Consider the following 13,447-nt stretch of genomic DNA (forward strand, 5'->3'; position numbering starts at 1 on the left):
GTCGCGGGACGACGTTCGCGGGAGGACGGCGGGGCGGCGGTCAGAGGAGGCTGAGCTGGGTCGCGGCGGGCTCGGCGGGAACGGGGCCGGTCGCCGGCGGGATCCGGCGGGGCGTGCCGCGTTGCGCCGGGCCTATCCCGAACTCGGTTGCCAGCTCGTGCACATGACGGGTGATCCGGCGCTGGTACCACTTGGGCGCGTAGGCGCCCTCCGCGTACAGCCGCTCGTACCGCCGCACCAGGTGCGGATGTTCCCGGGCCAGCCACGCCATGAACCATTCGCGCGCTCCGGGCCGCAGATGCAGCACGAGAGGCGTCACGGACGTCGCCCCGGCCGACGCGATCGCCCGTACGGTCGCGCGCAGCTGGTCCGGGTGATCGCCGAGGAAGGGGACGACCGGGGCCATCAGCACTCCGCAGCCGATGCCGTGCTCGGTGAGTGCCCGGACCACGTCGAGGCGCCGCTCGGGCGACGGCGTACCCGGCTCGACCGAGCGCCACAGCCCCGGGTCCGTGAAGCCGACCGAGACGGAGATCCCGACGTCGGTCACCTCCGCGGCCTGCCGCAGCAGCTCCAGATCACGCAGGATCAGCGTGCCCTTGGTGAGGATCGAGAACGGATTGGCGTGGTCGCGCAGGGCGCCGATGATGCCGGGCATCAGCCGGTAGCGCCCCTCGGCCCGCTGGTAGCAGTCGACGTTCGTGCCCATCGCGATGTGCGCGCCCTGCCAGCGGCGCGACGCCAGCTGGCGCCGTAGCAACTCCGGCGCGTTGACCTTGACGACGATCTGGCTGTCGAAGCCGAGTCCGGTGTCCAGGTCCAGATAGCTGTGGGTCTTGCGGGCGAAGCAGTACACACAGGCATGCGTGCAGCCCCGGTACGGATTCACCGTCCATTCGAACGGCATTCGTGAGGCGCCCGGCACCCGGTTCAGGATCGAACGGGCGCGGACCTCGTGGAAGGTGATCCCGCGGAACTCGGGGGTGTCGAAGGTGCGTGTGGTCACGGCGTCCGTGCCGAAGAGCGCGATGTCCCCGGGCAGGGTCGCGCTCTCGGGGTCCGTGGCGTTCCGGCCGTTCTCGGCGAGATTGTCCCAGCGCATGGGCGCCTCCTCGGTAGCACTGACCACAGAATAGAACACTTGTTCCCTTGATCGCCGCAACCCCGATTTTGGGCGGCCCCGCGTGAGGTGGTTGGCTTGGTCCATCGCAGGAACCGAGTGCTGGAGGAGAAGCAATGGCGCAGGTCGAGGCCACGACGGAGCGGGTCATCGCGGCGGACGCGGAGACCGTGTTCGACACGCTGGCCGACTACAAGGACACCCGCGCGAAGCTCCTGTCCGGGCACTTCAGCGAGTACGAGGTGCGTGAGGGCGGCGACGGCGAGGGCACCCTCGTCCACTGGAAGCTCCAGGCCACCAGCAAGCGCGTCCGCGACTGCCTGCTGGAGGTCTCCGAGCCGACCGACGGACAGCTGGTCGAGAAGGACCGCAACTCCTCCATGGTCACCACCTGGACCGTGACGCCCGCCGGCGAGGGCCGCTCCCGGGCCGTGGTCACCACCGTCTGGAACGGCGCGGGCGGCATCGGCGGATTCTTCGAGCGGACCTTCGCGCCCAAGGGGCTCGCCCGTATCTACGACGAGGTCCTCGCCAAGCTCGCCGCCGAGGTGGAGAAGTAGCACTTTCGTTCGGTGGCCCTTCCGTTCGGTGGCCCTTCCGTTCGACGGTTCGTCGGGCGGCCTGTCCGGCGGTGGTCCGGCGGTCCGTCCGGCGAGTGTGAGCCCCGGTCTTCCCGGGGTGACGCCCCACTTCACGGGCGCGGCAAGGGTCACCGTTTCGAGTGGTTTTCCCCGTGGCTCACTCGTGCGCCCGGCGTGCCGGGAGCCGCGGGAAAGCTCCTGATGAGCGCCCGTTGTGCGCCCCCGGCGGCCCGTCCGCCCTCCTCTCCGGCCCCTGTTTCCCGATAACGTCCCGCTTGCTCCTCCTTGGCGCGTAATGCGAAGAATGACGCCGCGCAGCCGCGACGAGGGGAGCAGTACGTGGGCGGGACCACTCTGGTGAAGGACGGGCAGACCGCCGAGACGGCCGGTCGTCCCGGGCCCCCCGCGCCCCCCGCCCCGGCAGCGGCCGACGCCGTGGAGGACCGCAGCCCCCGCCGCGTACGCCTCGTCTTCTTCAGTCTGATGCTCGCTCTGCTGCTCGCCGCGCTGGAGCAGATGATCGTCGCCACCGCCCTGCCGAAGATCGTCGGTGAACTCCAGGGCCTGGACCGCATGTCCTGGGCCATCACCGCGTATCTCCTCACGGCGACGATCGGACTGCCGGTCTACGGAAAGCTCGGGGACCTCTACGGCCGCAAGGGCGTCTTCCAGTTCGCCATCGTCGTGTTCGTCATCGGCTCGGCCCTGGCCGGCTGGTCCCGCACGATGGACGAGCTCATCGCCTTCCGCGCGATCCAGGGCATCGGCGCCGGCGGACTGATGATCGGCGTCCAGGCGATCATCGCCGACATCGTCCCGGCCAGGGAACGCGGCCGCTTCATGGGCCTCATCGGCGCGGCCTTCGGGCTCGCCTCGGTCGCCGGGCCACTGCTGGGCGGCTTCTTCACCGACCATCTCTCCTGGCGCTGGTGCTTCTACATCAACGTGCCGTTCGGCCTGGTCACGCTCGCGGTCGTGGCCGTCGTCCTGAAGCTGCCCAAGCCGCCCGCGCGGGCCCGTTTCGACGTCCTCGGCGCCTTCTTCCTCGCGGCTGCCTCCACCTGCCTGGTCCTGCTGACGAGCTGGGGCGGCACGGAGTACGCCTGGGACTCACGCGTCATCCTGGGTCTCGCGGCGGGAGCCGCCGGAACGACCCTGCTCTTCCTCGTCGTCGAGCACTACGCGCCCGAACCGGTCATCCCCCTGCGGCTGTTCCGCGACTCGGTGTTCAACATCACCGGCCTCGTCGGAGCCGTGATCGGCGTAGCCCTCTTCGGCGCGGCCAGCTACCTGCCCACCTTCCTGCAAATGGTCGACGGTGCGAGCGCCACCGAGTCCGGGCTGCTGATGCTGCCCATGATGGGCGGCATCGTCGCCGCCTCCATCGTCTCGGGACAGCTCATCAGCCGCACCGGCCGCTACAAGGTCTACCCGGTGGCCGGCACCGCCGTCTCGGCCGTCGGCATGTGGCTGCTGTCGCGGCTGGAGGCCGACACCACCCGGCTCGAGTACTCGGTCTGGCAAGCCGTGCTCGGCATCGGCGTGGGCATGGTGATGCCGGTACTGATCCTGGCCGTGCAGAACTCCGTACCGCCCGCCGATCTCGGCACCGCCACCAGCGCCAACAACTACTTCCGGCAGATCGGCGGCAGCGTCGGCGCGGCAGTCTTCGGCACCCTCTTCGCCGACCGGCTCACCCACGCGCTCGACGGACGCGTCCACGCCGCCGACGGCCTTCCCGCCGCCGAGTCCCTCACCCCGCAGCTCGTCCACGCGATGCCGCCCGCGCTGCGCGACCACTACATCCAGGCGTACGCCGACGCGATGCCGCGGATCTTCCTCTACCTCGTACCGGTGCTCGTCCTCGGGCTGTTCCTCGCCTTCTTCCTCAAGGAGAAACCGCTGGTGTCCCATCACGCCCCCGCCTCGGCGGACCCCACCTCCGTGCCGCACGCCCGCACGGCGCCGGCCGCTCACTCGCCCGCCCCTCCGGTCAGTGCCGGGGTGCCGGTCTGCGGGACCGTGCAGCATCACGACGGCAGCACCGTCCCGCGTGCCGCGCTCACTCTCATCGACGTCCGGGGGCAGCAGATCGGGCGCGGCGCCAGCGGTGAGGACGGGCGCTACGCGCTCAGCGTGCCCGGATCCGGCAGTTACGTGCTCATCGCGGCGGCCGGCGGGCATCAGCCACAGGCGGTGTCGGTGACCGTCGGCGAACGGCCGGTCGAACTGGACGTCGTGCTCGGTGGTGCGGGACGTCTCGCGGGGAACGTCGTCACCGCGGACGGCAGTCCGGTGCGCGATGCCGCCGTGACGCTGACCGACGTCCGCGGCGACGTGGTCGCCTCCGCGCGGAGCGGACGCGAGGGCGGCTATGTGATCGGTGAACTGGTGGCGGGGGAGTACACCCTCGCCGCGAGCGCCCCCGCGTTCCGCCCGGCCGCGCTGCCCGTCAGTGTCCAGGCGGCGCGCGAGACGCGGCAGGACATCGAACTCGCGGGCGGGGCGGTGCTGCGCGGCACGGTGCGCGCCGGCGGCGGACGGGCCGTCGAGGACGCGCGGGTGACGCTGCTGGACGCAGCCGGCAACGTCGTCGACACCCTCACCACCGGGCCCGACGGGACCTTCCGCTTCGTCGACCTGTCCTCCGGCGAGTACACGGTCATCGCGGCGGGCTATCCGCCGGTGGCGACGGTGCTGCAGGTCGCGGCCGGGGGGCGTACGGAGCGCGAACTCCAGCTGGGCCACGAGGACCAGTACTCCTGACCCACGGGACCGCGTCACCCCTCGGGCCCTGGGGCAGACCCCGTTCCGCACCGGTCTTACCGGGGCCGCGCGGCTCCGTACGCAGCCATGAAAGTAGCCATGAAAGCCGAGGCCGAAGACGACGTCCGTGCGGCCGGGCCGAGTGCCGGCGGCCCAGGCTCTGGTGCATGGGAGTAAGCCCGCCGGAAACTCAGGCACCCAGCGAAACTCTTCAGACGTGTAACACGCGCGGCGATGGTCCCGCCCTGGGGAGTCACGCCCTTGCGGCCAGCCCGCCTTCCGTGCGTGCAGGTGGTCCCGGTTTCTTTGCGGCGGATGCCGGGGCCTGCCGTGGAGGGCCCCTCTGACATCTCTCGATTCGGCAGTGACACATGCAGAGCCGACCAGATGGCGGGCTTCCTGAGCAGCGTGGGTTTCCCTTCTGCGTGTTGGATCGTGCCGTGTGCGGCCATGCCGGCTTGCTCTCGCTGGTAGAGCAAGGTCGCGGGACATCACTGTCCTTGCCCTCGGTTAAGGTCGTCTGTGACCATCGGCCACCTGCCTGTACTGCGAGGTCCCCATGCCATCCCCCGTTCCGGAGAGCCGCGATGAGCTGGTTCAGCACTTCGGTCGTGAGGGGTTGTGGCGATTCAGGCGGGCCGGCGTGTTGGGTGCCCGCGTGCCGGAAGCCGCGATGGTCTTCCTCGAAGGCAGCGGCGTACCGGTAGCAGTTGCACCCTATTTCCACGCTCCGCTGGTTGATGAGCCTGTAGCTCTGGGCGCTGTCGCTGCCCGTTCGTCTGCACCGCGGCCGCATCCGGAGATGGAGAGTTGGCCGCGGATCGGGTTCGACGGTCTGGCGCACCTGTGCGTGCGGCCCGACGGGGCCGTTCAGGCTGTCCTGCTCCAGGAGGCCGTGGATGACATGTTCGTCAACACGGATGTTTCGACGCTGAGTGCATCGCTGCTCGCGCTGGACCGCGCGCAGCCGCTCATTGCGGCGGCCTCAGGTCTGGAGGAGGCTGCGGCCGTCTTCCGCGATCTGTCCGCGGAGCTGCGGCGGATTGATGCGGCGGCCTTCGAGGAGAGGGAGTCCTGGTGGCCGCGCGTTCTGGACGACATTCGGCACACCTTGAACTTCCCGTTCTCCGCGGCGTTCGAGTATGTCGATGCCGCCGGGGCCAAGCAGGTGGTCACCGAGGCCACAGCGCCAGGTCGGCCGCATCCGGAAGAGCTGATCTGGCGCCGCCTCTCAGGGGAGGGCGTTCAGCCGGGCCAGGTGCGTCGTGTCTACTGTGAGCTCGAGCCATGTCTGATGCCCGGCCACTACTGTGCCGTCTGGATGCAGGAGGCGTTCCCGCAGGCGCAGTTCACCCACAGCTTCGACTACGGGGCGACCGCTGAGTCCCGCGAAGAGGGACTCAAGGAGCTGATCACGCACGCCGCCGAGCAGGCGAGGCGTGACTGATGCGGTGGGAACGTCCTGCTGCCGGCCGTGAACCCGCGGCGGCAGCTCTGCTCGGATGGCTTGCCGACCCACAGGCTCCTCGCCTGTGTCTCGTGTCCGGATCGGAGAGCTCCGGGAAATCGGGGCTGCTCGCCTGGCTCGTGCACCACGGCAGCCGGCGCGGGACACCGGCTGAGCGCGCGGTCCACGCCGTCACGCCCGGCGCGGGGCGGAGCCTGCGAGGCACGGTCTGGTCGCTCGCCGAACAGCTCGGCGTCGTGGCACGTGATCCGGGGGAACTCGTGGCCGTGCTGGGGCGTGATCAGCGGCGCACAGTGATCGTCCTGCCCGACCTTCACGAAGGGGAAGGCGCCCAGTTGGTGCTCGCTCTGGCCCGCCTGGAGCATCTGCGGCTGATCGTCGAATCCCGATCCGGTAGCCCCGCACATCAGCGCCTGGCCGGCAGTGGGTGCGCGGAGCTGGACTTGGACCTGGAGCAGTGGCGGGACCAGCGTCGCTTCGAGCAGTGGCAGGCGTCCCCGTCCCAAAAGCGAAGGCAGTACCGTGCCAGGGCCTGAGGGCCCGGTGGTGGACCTCTCCGATCCGGTTGCGGTCTGTGCCGCCGATCCGTGGCAGGTCACCGCCGCGTACGAGAGCGACGGCGAGACTGACCACGGGCTTCGCGCTGCCTGGTGGAGAGCGGGGCAGTCCCTGTGCCGGGAACAGTCACCCGCGTCTCGCGCCCTGAGCCTTCTCTGTGTGCTGGGCGACTCTGCTGACCCGAGGCTTGCGCCCGCGCTTGCCGAGCTCGCGGCCGAGGCGGACTGGACTGTGGAGTGGAGCCGCGTCCGCGGGGACATGGCGCCTCCCTGGCCCGGTGCCGTCACCTCGCTGGCCCTGGGCGAAGGGCCGCTGGCCGGCTGTCTGCTGGTGACCGGCCCAGGCGGCATCGTGAAGGCCCTGGACCTGGCAGACGCCTCCCCGCGCGGACGTTTGCCCCACGGTCGCCGTGAACCGGCGGACATGATGGTCATGGCTGACGGCACGGTGCTGCTGCTCGACGAGACCGGTCACATCCACGCCGAAAGCAGCTGGGCGGTCCGGCCGGTGGGGTCAGGTATCGCGAGGCTCCTCGACGACAGCCCCACAGATACGCAGCGTCTGCTGTCAGCCGTGCAGGAATGTCTTGGCACGGCGCTCGCCTCCACGGCGGGACCCGTCCTCGGGACCGTCGCGCTCGGCGACACCACCGGCACGGTGCGAACCATCGGAGATATCGCGGACTCGGCTGTGTTGCACAACGGGCCAGTGAATGCACTGGCCGCACTCAGCATCCCCGTTGACGGCGAAACAACAGTGCCTCTCATCTACAGCGGTGGTGCGGACGGCACCGTTCGGGCCTGGGCCCCGGGCCACGCCCCCATGCCCGGGCCACTCGTGCAAAGGCCCTGCCCCGTGAACTGCCTCGATGCCGCACTCACGGACAGCGGACCCTCCCTCGTGGTGGCTTGGAACGACGGCGCGGTGCAGTGGATCCAGTGCGAGACCGGTGCGCAGCAAACGCTCAGTCCTGGACCGCCCGTCCGGTCCGTAGCCCTCGACAGGGACGGCCGGGTCTTCATCGGGATGGACGAGGCCATGACTTGCCTCATCCCGCGTCAGGCGCCCATGGGCACCGGTCCCTCGACGAGCTGACTGCGTGGCTGACTGATTCACAGCGCCCTCACCTGTGCAAACTTGACGGCCGATCAGGCAGCGTGAAGGGTTGGGGGGTTGGCGTATGAACGGGGGATGACATGGGCATGACACTGCCCGATGACCTGGTAGAGGTTATGGACCTCATAGGCATCGACTGGCCACAGATCGACGAGGACGAAGTCAAAGCCTCGGCCAAGGACTACCGGAATCTTGCCGAAGGCATACGTGACGCGGTCAAGGAAGGCAACAACGCCTGCTCGCACATCGTCGCCGGCAAGAGCAAGGGCGAGACGGTCAATGCCATCGACCGCCGCTGGGGCAAGCTCACCACGAGGGATCTGGCGACCTTCGCCAAGGGCTGCGACGACCTGGCCGGCGCCCTCGACGAATGCGCCGGCCTTATCGTCACCTGCAAGGTCGCAATCATCGGCAAGCTGACCGCAACGGCCGCCACCGCCACAGCCGGTGTCATCGGCATGTTCTTCACCGCCGGCCTCAGCGGTCTGCTGTCCGCGGCCGCCATCGCTGCCGCGCGGCTCATCATTCAGGAAGCCATCGACTATGCCATAGACCAGATCACCTCGATCGTCACCGACAAGATCGAAGCCAAGGTCCTCTCGGAGATCGACAAGCTGTTCTCCGACAAACTCGGCGGCGGCAGCACGTATGACGTCATGGCCTCGGGCAGCGCGGACATGGCCCAGGACCTCGTCATCGAGTTCGACGAGTTCGAGCAGGCCGTCGGCGGCTACCAGGAGACCGCCACCAACTTCGACAAGAAGAAGGGCGAGTTCAAGGCCGGCGGAGCCGGGCGCAAGACGTCGGTGAAGAAGGACAGCCGCTTCCACAAGCTGTCCACCGTCATGGACAAAGCCGAGGACGCGGTCGACAAGAAGGCCGACGAGATGGTCAAGACCCTCGAAGACCACGGCGGCAAGATCGACAAGAGCAAGAAGGACCACAAGAACACCGACGGCCAGAAGAAGAAGGACATCGACAGCTGCGAGGACGTCGATGGTGGCGACGTCCGCACCTATCTTCTAAATGCTGACGGATCGGTGCAGCGTCTGTATGAAGACGGACGGACGGAAAAGCTCGACGACTCAGACAAGAGCCGACTCAACGGTGTTGTGCTGAACGACGGGAAGGCGTGGATCCCGAGCACCCCGAAGGAGAAGAGCGAGTTCTACGCCGATTCGCAGCATCCGGGCAGGGCGGATTCGAAGAAGATCGGCTTCGACAGTACGGACAACCTCGTCCAGGCTACACAGTCGGCCAGAATCGCGCGGGACGACTACAAGGGGACCAATTATGCTGCCGGTCGCTACGTTGCCCCTGACGGAGAAGAGTCCATCCTTGTCGGCTACAGCAATAAGAACGGGCACTCGGAGCGCATGATCGGTCGCCCGCTCCTGCACAATGGCAAACAGGACGGGCTGACGGAGGTCTTCACCGAGCGCGAACCCTGCAGGAAGAATCCCGAGTGTGCGCGCTGGCTGGATTACTATTTCGGGGACGACGTGAAAGTGACCCACGTTGCGGACTACTACAAGGATGACGGCAAGACAACGAACGTCGAACACACCAAATATGTCAACCAATTGAAGACGCTTCACGGTAAGTAGCGCCACATTAAGGTAGGATCATCGCGTGAACTTCTCTGTGACTCCCATCCAGTTGATGCGGGCCTACGGACTGCAGAACATCGTGTACTTCCCGCAGAGTGCGGTCACCGATTTCGATGCGCGTTCGGCCAGTTTTTTGAGCGCTGTGGGGCTTCCGCATTCGGAGGTCTTCGCCTCCCGGGAAGACGTTGCGGACCCCTACCCGGCAGATCTGGACGCGATCACCCTGGGGACCCGTTTCGCCCACTACGGCATGTCCTGTCCAGCGGAGAGCCGATCCTGGTGGATGCTCGGCTACCTGTTCACCTCCCTCGTGGCCATGGATCCGAAGTCCGCAAAGGTGTATGCCTTTCCGGAAGGGTCATCCGGCTATGTTGAACTCCATCGGGATGTCGAGTCCCTGGTGTACGCGCTCATCGAGTTCCGCAAGCTTGAAATTGACCACGATAACGATGTGGATCCCGAATACCTGTCGGAACGCTTCAAGCAGGTCGTCGGCGCCTTCGATCCCACCCCCTTCGCCGACGAAGAATCGCAATGGAACCTGTCACTGGAGGAATTGGAGCACGGGATGTGGTGAAAACCGCCTTCCGTTGGCACCGAACCAGCGCAGTGTTTCCCTGCTCCCCGCGCAACGCATCCGGATTGAAGGAAATGTTCACGGAACGGGAGTGAGCCATGCTGGGCTTTATGGACTGGACGGAGTGGTGCTCCACGCCATCCAAGACGGCAGTCCGCTCGATGCTGCGACCACTCAGTTTCTTGGGTCTGTCGGCCTGCGGAACGACAGGTTCTTCACATCCCGCGCCGGGGTGACGGGAGACGAGCAGGACCCCTACGAGTTGCACGCTCTCTTCGCTCTCGATAATCGCTACTGCCCTGAGGAGTCGCGGGGGTGGCAGGTCCTCGGCTACCTGCCCGCAGCCCTCGTGACTCTTGCCCGCGCTTCGGGAGCGGTTTACCTCTTTCAGGAAAGCGCGCGTGACTACCAGCTCGCGCACCGAGACATCGCCGCACTCGTGCACTGCCTGACCGAATTCCGGAAACTCGAAGACGCATACAAGGAATCCGACCCCGATGTTGACCACCTGGTCGACGCGTTCCGTGAAGCAGTCAACGCATTCGATCCGACTCCGCTGAACGACCCCGAGTCCGAATGGAACCGAATGCTCGAGGAAGTGCTTGAGGAAATGTGGTAGACCACCCGAACCGCTTGCGGCCGGCCCGCCCCAGGTCGACCGGCGGCGGGCTTGTCTGGAGCCCCAGCGATCCTTGTGCACCTGTGCGGCCCTGCGGCAGCCCTCCTGAAGGGCCTGGCCAGGTGTACCGCTTCCCGTGCATCGTGATCACTTGACCGGGTTGAAGCTGCTGCCACTTCGACGGGGAGAGTGGGGCGAGGCGCACCGTGGCCTGCCCTCCGGGCTCCATGAAGGGCGTGAACTCCACCCAAAGGCCGGCTGTGCAGAGGTCGGGTTCGCCCGCCGGGGTTCTTCGACCGATTTTCCATATCGGTCGGAGGATCCCGGCTCCAGAGAAGGCTGTCTGTCGGCGTGCCTCGTGAGCCGGCCTGAGGGTGAGGTCGGCTCGGATGATGCCGTTTCGGGTTTCGTAGCAGCGCCAGTGACACCAGGCCGCGCTTCTGTCGAGTCGCATCTGCTCTGCGGCGGTGGCAAGGGTCTGCCAGAAGCTGAGCGGAAACGCCTGGACATCACCAAGTTCCTCCAGCAGGTCGAGAGCGACTTCCCACTCGTCGTGGGCGAGGTACTCCCAGACGTCGTTCACCGTGATGTCGTTCTCGGCGGCGACGTCTTCGGGCACCAGCAGTGAGGCAGCTTCCAGCAGCTTGGGAACGCCCATGTCTCGATTCTGGATCCTGTGGCTCGAAATTCCTGACCGGTACGGGTGACCTGCTCCGAGCCCGTGCTCCAGGCACCTGAAATGGCTGGTCGCGGGCCCGAGTGACGGACATCATTGGTCTGAACCACCAAGAGTTATCCACAGGGGTGGTCGGCTCGGCGGGCGGCGCGTACGGTTCCTGGCATGAAGATCCTGATCAGCGCCGACATGGAAGGCGCGACCGGCGTCACCTGGCCGGCTGATGTGCTGCCCGGCACCCCGCAATGGGAGCGGTGCCGGTCCCTGTTCACCTCGGATGTGAACGCGGCGGTGCTCGGCTTCTTCGACGGCGGTGCCGACGAAGTGCTCATCAATGAGGCGCACTGGACCATGCGCAATCTGCTGCTGGAGCGCCTGGACGAGCGTGCGGAAATGCTGACAGGACGCCACAAGACGCTCTCCATGGTGGAAGGCGTGCAGCACGGGGATGTGGACGGCATCGCATTCGTCGGCTACCACACGGGCGCGGGCGCCGAGGGCGTCCTGGCCCACACCTACCTCGCGAACTCGATCACGGGTGTCTGGCTGAACGGCACCCGGGCGAGCGAGGGCCTGCTCAACGCCCATGTGGTCGCGGAGTACGGCGTTCCGGTGATCCTGGTGACCGGCGACGACCTCACCTGCGACGACGCCCTGGGGTATGCGCCCGAGGCCCGCAAGGTCGCGGTCAAGGACCATGTCTCGCGGTACGCGGCGGTGTGCCGTACCCCCGCCCGAACCGCGGCCGACATCCGCTCGGCCGCCAAGGAGGCCACCGCGCTCGCCGTCCGCCACGAGCCGGTGCAGGGTGGTCCGTTCACGGTGGAGCTGGAGTTCGACGCCGAGCATCTCGCCGCGGCCGCGACGGTGGTGCCCGGCACGGCCCGCAGCGGCGAGCGCCGCACCGTCTACACCAGCGAGACGATGTATGAGGCCATTCGCACGTTCAAGGCGGTCACGACGATCGTCTCCGCAGCTGTGGAGGAGCAGTATGGCTGACGTGACCCGCCCCGAAACGCAGACCGGATCGCCGGTCGACGCCATCGCCCTCGACGAGGTCGTGGCCTTCACCTCCGAACTCATCCGTATCGACACCACCAACCGCGGCGGCGGCGACTGCCGCGAGAGGCCCGCGGCCGAGTACGCCGCGGAGCGGCTCGCCGGAGCCGGACTCGAGCCCGTGCTGCTGGAGCGCACCCCGGGCCGTACGAATGTGGTGGCCAGGATCGAGGGCACCGACCCGTCCGCCGACGCCCTGCTCGTCCACGGCCATCTCGACGTGGTCCCGGCCGAGCCCGCCGACTGGACCGTGCACCCCTTCTCCGGTGAGGTGCGCGACGGCGTCGTCTGGGGCCGCGGCGCGGTCGACATGAAGAACATGGACGCGATGGTCCTCGCGGTCGTCCGGGCGTGGAAGCGCGCCGGCATCCGGCCCCGGCGGGACATCGTCATCGCCTACACGGCGGACGAGGAGGCGAGCGCGGAGGACGGCTCGGGCTTCCTCGCCGATCAGCACCCGGAGCTCTTCGAGGGCTGCACGGAAGGCATCAGCGAGTCCGGCGCCTTCACCTTCCACGCCGGACCCGGGATGTCGCTCTACCCGATCGCAGCGGGCGAGCGCGGTACGGCCTGGCTGAAGCTCACGGCCCACGGCCGGGCGGGCCACGGCTCCAAGGTCAACCGGGCCAACGCGGTCACCAGACTCGCCGCGGCCATCGGCAGGATCGGCGCCCACGAGTGGCCGGTCCGCCTCACGAGGACCGTGCGGGCCGCCCTGTCCGAGCTCGCCGCGCTCCACGGCATCGTTGTCGACGTCGACGCACCGGACTTTGACGTGGACGCCCTGATGGCCAAGCTGGGCCGGGCCGCCGCACTCGTCGAGCCCGTCGTGCGCAACAGCGCCAACCCGACCATGCTCGACGCCGGATACAAGGTCAATGTGATCCCCGGGCATGCCACCGCCTTCGTGGACGGGCGGATGCTGCCCGGTGGCGAGGAGGAGTTCAGGGAGACGCTCGACCGGCTCACCGGACCCGACGTCGACTGGGAGTTCCACCACCGGGAGGTCGCCCTGGAGGCGCCCGTCGACTCCCCGACGTTCGCCAAGCTGCGCGCGGCGATCGAGCGCTTCGACCCGGCCGGGCATGTCGTCCCGTTCTGCATGTCGGGCGGTACCGACGCCAAGCAGTTCTCCCGGCTCGGTATCACCGGGTACGGCTTCTCACCGCTGAAGCTGCCCGAGGAGTACGACTACGCGGCGATGTTCCACGGCGTCGACGAGCGCGTCCCCGTCGAGGCACTCCATTTCGGCGTCCGCGTTCTCGACCACTATCTGAAGTCCGCTTAGGGGGAGTTG

At 67.8% G+C, this 13,447-nt stretch carries 12 protein-coding genes; 11 read left to right on the forward strand and 1 reads right to left on the reverse strand.

The annotated features are described in order from the left end of the window. Positions 1-40: 40 nt before the first annotated feature. A complete protein-coding gene (locus ACIQMR_RS27450; protein ID WP_401392560.1) occupies positions 41-1,102 on the reverse strand; it encodes an Rv2578c family radical SAM protein in 1,062 nt (353 codons plus the stop codon). Between the two features lie 134 nt (positions 1,103-1,236). On the opposite strand from ACIQMR_RS27450, the gene ACIQMR_RS27455 reads away from it, so the two are divergent. The 11 genes from ACIQMR_RS27455 to ACIQMR_RS27505 all read left to right on the forward strand — a co-directional run bounded on the left by ACIQMR_RS27455 (position 1,237) and on the right by ACIQMR_RS27505 (position 13,438). Next, entirely contained in the window at positions 1,237-1,680 is a 444-nt protein-coding gene (locus ACIQMR_RS27455) for an SRPBCC family protein (RefSeq protein ID WP_401392563.1), read from the forward strand. A gap of 360 nt (positions 1,681-2,040) precedes the next feature. Continuing rightward, positions 2,041-4,467: an MFS transporter gene (locus ACIQMR_RS27460; protein WP_401392566.1), complete on the forward strand. Its 2,427-nt coding sequence runs from the start codon at positions 2,041-2,043 to the stop codon at positions 4,465-4,467. 559 nt (positions 4,468-5,026) lie between these two features. Further along, entirely contained in the window at positions 5,027-5,914 is an 888-nt protein-coding gene (locus tag ACIQMR_RS27465; protein WP_401392568.1) for a nucleic acid/nucleotide deaminase domain-containing protein, read from the forward strand. 92 nt (positions 5,915-6,006) lie between these two features. Next, on the forward strand, positions 6,007-6,471 hold the full coding sequence (locus tag ACIQMR_RS27470) for a hypothetical protein (protein ID WP_401392571.1): 465 nt from the start codon (positions 6,007-6,009) through the stop codon (positions 6,469-6,471). A 7-nt stretch (positions 6,472-6,478) separates the two neighbouring features. Next, positions 6,479-7,588 (forward strand): hypothetical protein, encoded by a 1,110-nt coding sequence (locus ACIQMR_RS27475; RefSeq protein WP_401392574.1) that lies wholly within the window; start codon positions 6,479-6,481, stop codon positions 7,586-7,588. A 101-nt stretch (positions 7,589-7,689) separates the two neighbouring features. Further along, entirely contained in the window at positions 7,690-9,216 is a 1,527-nt protein-coding gene (locus tag ACIQMR_RS27480) for a nucleic acid/nucleotide deaminase domain-containing protein (protein ID WP_401392576.1), read from the forward strand. Positions 9,217-9,241: 25 nt separating this feature from the next. Beyond that, a complete protein-coding gene (locus tag ACIQMR_RS27485) occupies positions 9,242-9,796 on the forward strand; it encodes an SUKH-4 family immunity protein (RefSeq protein WP_401392579.1) in 555 nt (184 codons plus the stop codon). A gap of 124 nt (positions 9,797-9,920) precedes the next feature. Next, the gene (locus ACIQMR_RS27490) at positions 9,921-10,415 is read left to right on the forward strand and encodes an SUKH-4 family immunity protein (protein WP_401392582.1); all 495 of its coding nucleotides are present in this window, start codon (positions 9,921-9,923) and stop codon (positions 10,413-10,415) included. A 421-nt stretch (positions 10,416-10,836) separates the two neighbouring features. Continuing rightward, entirely contained in the window at positions 10,837-11,043 is a 207-nt protein-coding gene (locus tag ACIQMR_RS27495; protein ID WP_401392585.1) for a hypothetical protein, read from the forward strand. Between the two features lie 213 nt (positions 11,044-11,256). After that, positions 11,257-12,090: a M55 family metallopeptidase gene (locus tag ACIQMR_RS27500; RefSeq protein WP_358666361.1), complete on the forward strand. Its 834-nt coding sequence runs from the start codon at positions 11,257-11,259 to the stop codon at positions 12,088-12,090. Beyond that, complete coding sequence (locus tag ACIQMR_RS27505) at positions 12,083-13,438, forward strand: M20/M25/M40 family metallo-hydrolase (RefSeq protein ID WP_401392587.1); 1,356 nt, start codon at positions 12,083-12,085, stop codon at positions 13,436-13,438. Before ACIQMR_RS27500 ends, ACIQMR_RS27505 begins: the two co-directional genes overlap by 8 nt. Positions 13,439-13,447: the final 9 nt, after the last annotated feature.

It is taken from the genome of Streptomyces sp. NPDC091376 (assembly GCF_044757085.1).
In the GTDB taxonomy this organism is placed as follows: Bacteria; Actinomycetota; Actinomycetes; order Streptomycetales; family Streptomycetaceae; genus Streptomyces; species Streptomyces pratisoli.

Bases quoted from the DNA above. Each gene is read 5' to 3' on its own strand.
- ACIQMR_RS27450 (WP_401392560.1), bottom strand. From the start codon at position 1,102: ATGCGCTGGGACAATCTCGCCGAGAACGGCCGGAACGCCACGGACCCC.
- ACIQMR_RS27500 (WP_358666361.1), top strand. From the start codon at position 11,257: ATGAAGATCCTGATCAGCGCCGACATGGAAGGCGCGACCGGCGTCACC.
- ACIQMR_RS27505 (WP_401392587.1), top strand. From the start codon at position 12,083: ATGGCTGACGTGACCCGCCCCGAAACGCAGACCGGATCGCCGGTCGAC.
- ACIQMR_RS27465 (WP_401392568.1), top strand. From the start codon at position 5,027: ATGCCATCCCCCGTTCCGGAGAGCCGCGATGAGCTGGTTCAGCACTTC.
- ACIQMR_RS27455 (WP_401392563.1), top strand. From the start codon at position 1,237: ATGGCGCAGGTCGAGGCCACGACGGAGCGGGTCATCGCGGCGGACGCG.
- ACIQMR_RS27480 (WP_401392576.1), top strand. From the start codon at position 7,690: ATGGGCATGACACTGCCCGATGACCTGGTAGAGGTTATGGACCTCATA.